Raw genomic sequence first — 5035 nt, 5'->3', positions numbered from 1 at the left:
TTGCGGTGATATTAAAGCCCGTGGTCGCCATGGCATACACCATAAAGTCGTCCCCTAGTCCGTGGTGGCCTGCGGTGCGAATATGCTGATTGATGGCACTAAGTAATGCCGTTGGTACGGGGCCAACATCTAAATAAATATACGCATTGGCGGTGCCTGGACCACGCGGGGCGTTTACTTCAATAACGATGTTATCGATTGGTACTGCAAAGCTGGCAATTATTTGCTTGTATACAGCGTTAATATGCCAGCGCGCGGCGGTGCCAAATACATTGCGGATACGCAAACGATAATGCTCGGTGCTTTCATCGTCAGAACCTGGCTTAATTAACCAATCGCCATGGTTTGTTACGGTGATCCCGTCTTGTTGTTCAGTAAAATAACGATAAGCATGGGCTGGTAAATTAAATGCAGCGCCTGTATCGGCAGCCTCAGCGTGTGCATACGCGGTGCTTTGGCCGTCGCTAAAATAAACATCTTGCAGCAGAGTAAGCGTGTACGCTGTATCGCCGAGCATATCAGTCACCACTTGCGTGCCGGCAACAACAGAGCTTTCTCCTTGGGTATTGAGGCGCGTAAACGTGAGTATGCCTTGTGCTTTTACGCCCGCTTGAATAAATGCATTACGCGCGGGGCCATGGCGCTCAATCAATGCGGTTCGGCTGGCGGTCATAATAAATAAATCAGGCATTAGCTGCGTTGCTATCCAATTAAATAGCTGTACAACGGGTTTAGTGATCAGCGCTTCAACTGTGCGCCAGAACGGGCCAAACGGTGAGTTGTTAGCAACTTGAATGTTTTGCTCTTTTAGCTGTGCTTGCCACTGCATTTGCGCGGTCTGCTCATCCAGTGGCAACCCCGCTTTTTGCATCAGTGTTTTAAAGTTCACTTTGTAGGCTCCCGTATTGGCGCGTTTGTGCGGTGATGTTTAGTGTTCCGTCGTCATTGCGGTACACATTTATTGTGCCCGGCTTGATACGGTCGTCTTGCTCGGTGAGTAACTCAATGTCCGTTAAAATCGGCGCTATGCCGTTTTTATTACGCAGGCCAATAAGCTTTACCAGTAAGCCGCTTTCTAAAATTCGGTGCTTTATGTCTTGGCCTATAACATCGGCTTTTTTTAGTGTGCGTGGGCTTAACGAGTCATTGAGTACAAAGTCGTTATCTTCAATCGCTAGATCGATGTGTAGTGCAATATCAAAGTTCATTAGCCTGCGAGCTCCATCATTTGTTCAAAGCTTTGCGCTAGGTCGTCTGACTTAATCGTTAAGCTGTCAATGTGCACGCTTTTACGGTTATCGCTGTCGCTTGAACTACTGCTGTTATGTGTATTGCTCGTTAGGTTTTGTAAAAACGCTGATTTTTGCACTTTGGCTTTATAGCTATTGCTTTGCTGTTGTTGCTCAGTACTTAGTTGATCAACTTTGTAAGCACTGGCGTTAGCTAGGTTGGTAATTGCCTGATCTGTTTTTACCACTGGCAATGGCTGTAATGGCGCTGCGCCTTGATTAACACGGGTAACTTGCACGTGTTTACGACTGTAAACAGGTGAATTGGCCGCGTTAGTAAAATTGTTAGCTGTGCTGGCAACGGTATTTTGTGGCGCTGATTGCGGTGCGAACAGTGTTGATTGTGCAATATGGCCAGCACTGTTATGTGTAACTGAGCTGTTTTGTAATGCTGAGTTAATAGCACTGTTATTGATGTTGGCCGTTTTAGCGCTTGTAGAATAAACAGCATCGTTTGCAGCCATGGTTACTGCGTTGGTTGGAGCATTCGCTACAACTGAATTTACGGCACTGTTATTTAACGCGCTGATTTGAGTAAACGCGTTATGTGATTGGTATGTAGCAATGCTATTTTGCAATGTTGAGTTAGCTGCATTTCTCATTGCTGTGCTTGTTGAATACACCGCATCGTTAACAGCCGAATTAATACCACTGTTATTGATGTTGGCCGTTTTAGCGCTTGTAGAATAAACAGCATCGTTTGCAGTCATGATTACTGCATTGGTTGGAGCATTCGCTACAACTGAATTTACGGCGCGGTTATTTAACGCGCTAGTTTGAGTAAGCGCGTTATGTGTTTGGTTTGTAGCAATGCTATTTTGTAATGTTGGATTAGTTGTATTGCTCATTGCTGTGCTTGTTGAATACACCGCATCGTTAACAGCCGAATTAATGGCACTGTTATTTAACGCGCTGATTTGAGTAAGCGTGCTATCTGTTTGGTTTGTAACAATGCTATTTTGAAATGTTGGGTTAGCTGCATTGCTCATTGCTGTGCTTGTTGAATACACAGCATCGTTAACAGCCGAGTTAACACCGCTGTTATTTAACGCGCTGGTTTGTGCGTGCGTGTTACTTGTTTGGTTTGTAGTAATGCTATTTTGCAATGTTGGGTTAGTTGCATTGCTCATTGCTGTGCTTGTTGAATAAGCAGTATCGTTTGCGGCTGTGGTTACTGCGTTGGTGTGTGCATTCGCTACAACTGAATTTATGGCACTGTTATTTAACCCGTTGGTTTGTGCCCGCGCGTTATTTGTTTGCTCAATGACCTGACTGTTTTGTAATGCTGAGTTAATAGCATTATTCGTTTGGCCTGCGTTTAACTGCGTTCGATTTGAATGCGTAATATCACTCACAGCAGCATAGTGAGTGCTGGCTGTATTGCCTGGTACTTGCGCGGCTTTGTTGATCACGACTTGGCCATAGTCGCGGCTGAACGCTTGATCTGCATTTTGCATGACTAAATTTTTAGGCTGAGCACGGTTAATGTTTTCGTGTGTTGAGGTTGCCTCTGTTTTTATTTTTGCCTCGGTATCGTCAATCAAGCCGAGTTTTTCAAGCACCCATTTAACGCTATCAATTACCCCATTAAAGGCCGCTTTCACACTATCAAACACCGCCATTAATACTTTTCCCCACGCGGTATTTTGAAACGCAGCCACTAAATCATCCCAGTAATAAATAAGCGCCCCAACAGCCGCGATAAGCGCAATAACACCTGCTACCACCCATGTAATTGGGTTTGCCCAAAGCGCCGCATTAAATAACCACGTTGCTGCTTGACCTGCGAGCATAACCGCTTTAAATGTACCCATGGCAATGGCCGCCGCGCCCATCGTGGCAATGAGTGATAAAAAGCCCAATACACGCAGTGCGATTAACGCCCCCTGCCATAGTTTTGTTAATACGGTTAAGCTACCTGTTAGCGCGGCACTTGAAACAAGCGCCATTTTATACAGGCCCATCGTAAAAATAATGATGCCATGCACCGTGATCAGCGCGACGATAACCACAACGAGCGTTGCAATAACGCTGGATAAAAACGGGAATCGCTCAGTCAGTGACACAATGCCCGCAAAGCCGGCGGCGAGTATTTCAACGAACGGCTCAACCACAGGCAATAAGCGGTTACCCATTGCGGTGGCCGCAGCATTAAATGAACCGCCTAAACGATCCCATGGGCTGGCAATGATGTTTGCCATTTCCAACGCTTTGGAGTTATCTTGAACGTTTTCAAAAACAGTGATGCCGTCTTTTAATTTGTCTACTTTAGTACTGAGTACATCAACGGCTTTTGCACCTTGTTTACCAAATATTTGGGTAAGTACATCGCCACGCGCTACAGAACCCAGTGAGGATAAGCGGTTATTAATACGCCCTAGCACCACATCAATCGCGAGCATGTCGCCGTTATCAGCGGTTAATTTTATACCTAATGCATCTTGCGCTTTACCAATCCCTTGTAATAATGAAGCCGCTTGCGTACCTGCCACAGAGCCTGATTTAGCAACCAGTTGTAGCTCCCCGACTAACGCAAATTGTTGAGCCGAACTTAAACCAATATTTGTCGCGGTCGCCCCAAGGTTTGAAAACGCGGCTTGCATTTCTGCACCGGTGGTTTTGTATAGCTGTACGGCGGTGGCGGTTTGCCCTGCTATTTGGTTTACCCAATTAGCTTTGCCCATCTTATTAGCGGTTTTTTCAAAGATGCCATACATGGTGCCCATATAACTGGTGATGGTGGCCGCATCCGCTTTTGTCGCTACGGCTAATATGTTTGATGTTTTGGTGAACTCGGATAGCTCAAACCCATTTAAGCCATTGATGGCTGATTGAATATCGTAAGCACTGCGAACAAATTCTGCAGAGTTACCACCAAATTGAAAACCAAATTCATACGATGTTTTAGAAAGCTTTTGCAGGGCCTCGTCGGCAACGCCGAGCGATTGCACTTCGCCTAATGCGGCAACGTGATCAATTGCAGGGGCAAGTGATTTAGCCAGGGCGTAACCACCGCCAACGGCTGTGGCTGCGCCGCGCATCATTTGATCTTGGGCGGCGGCTGTTTGCTGGCTCAGCTGATTAATTTTAGCCATGACTTTATTAACCGGACCAGTGACTTTGTCAATGATGCCAATTGAATAAGTAAGCTTGTCTAATTTGCTGAGTGTTGCCATTAATTACTCGCCGCCTAATGCTGTGCAAATGCCGTTATTTACGGCGGTTACAAAGTTTTCTTGCTGTGATGTTTCAAGGTAAAGCGCCTGTGCCAAGCTCTCGTCAGTGACTGCTACATTGCCAAAATATTTAGCGTGGTATGCCAGTAACTGATCAAGCCTGCTTTTGCCTATTTGCTTGGCTCGGCTTTCGATTTTTTTACCGTAAAATTAAACTCGGGTTGATATTCTTCAACAATGGCACCCACTAAAAACAAGGCGGCTCCCGGTTGCTGTACCAGCTCTTTTAGCTTTTTAGCGTCGGCTTCAACCACAGTGTTTAACAAAAAGTTAGTTGCCGGCTGCACCTTGTTGTTCGGCTGAGTCGAGTTAATGTATTTGTTGTAGTCAGCGCCATTGACGTTAAATGTAATGTCACCAACGGGGGTTTCTAATGTTATTTTTTTCTCAAACGCCATGATCAATACTCTCTTTAATATCTGCTTGCTCTAGCAGTGTGTAGGTAAAATAAGGGCCATACTTGGCTGCTGATTGCTCACACAAAGCAATAAATTCATCAAAGTCATTTGG

Annotated in this window: 5 protein-coding genes; all 5 read right to left on the bottom strand. The window is 45.5% G+C overall.

Annotation, left to right across the window (positions count from 1 at the left end):
* A partial coding sequence (locus A7967_RS21795; RefSeq protein WP_064436100.1) for a baseplate J/gp47 family protein occupies window positions 1–889 on the bottom strand: 889 nt, incomplete at its 3' end.
* A complete protein-coding gene (locus tag A7967_RS21790; protein WP_064436099.1) occupies window positions 879–1208 on the bottom strand; it encodes a DUF2590 family protein in 330 nt (109 codons plus the stop codon). The genes A7967_RS21795 and A7967_RS21790, both read right to left, overlap by 11 nt.
* Window positions 1208–4465 (bottom strand): phage tail tape measure protein, encoded by a 3258-nt coding sequence (locus tag A7967_RS21785; protein WP_064436098.1) that lies wholly within the window; start codon window positions 4463–4465, stop codon window positions 1208–1210. Before A7967_RS21785 ends, A7967_RS21790 begins: the two co-directional genes overlap by 1 nt.
* 3 nt (window positions 4466–4468) lie before the next feature.
* Window positions 4469–4612, bottom strand: a complete 144-nt coding sequence (locus A7967_RS23755; protein WP_439951194.1) for a DUF6890 family protein — start codon at window positions 4610–4612, stop codon at window positions 4469–4471.
* A 23-nt stretch (window positions 4613–4635) separates the two neighbouring features.
* Window positions 4636–4923: a putative phage tail assembly chaperone gene (locus A7967_RS21780; RefSeq protein WP_064436097.1), complete on the bottom strand. Its 288-nt coding sequence runs from the start codon at window positions 4921–4923 to the stop codon at window positions 4636–4638.
* Window positions 4924–5035: the final 112 nt, after the last annotated feature.

The organism is Pseudoalteromonas neustonica, assembly GCF_001653135.1.
Taxonomy (GTDB): domain Bacteria; phylum Pseudomonadota; class Gammaproteobacteria; order Enterobacterales; family Alteromonadaceae; genus Pseudoalteromonas; species Pseudoalteromonas neustonica.
Note: the sequence above shows the minus strand (reverse complement) of the source record. Positions and strands in the feature narration are given on the sequence as shown.

What these genes read in the sequence shown, in the direction of transcription:
- A7967_RS21790 (WP_064436099.1), bottom strand. Translation starts at nt 1,208, where the DNA reads ATGAACTTTGATATTGCACTACACATCGATCTAGCGATTGAAGATAAC.
- A7967_RS21785 (WP_064436098.1), bottom strand. Translation starts at nt 4,465, where the DNA reads ATGGCAACACTCAGCAAATTAGACAAGCTTACTTATTCAATTGGCATC.
- A7967_RS21780 (WP_064436097.1), bottom strand. Translation starts at nt 4,923, where the DNA reads ATGGCGTTTGAGAAAAAAATAACATTAGAAACCCCCGTTGGTGACATT.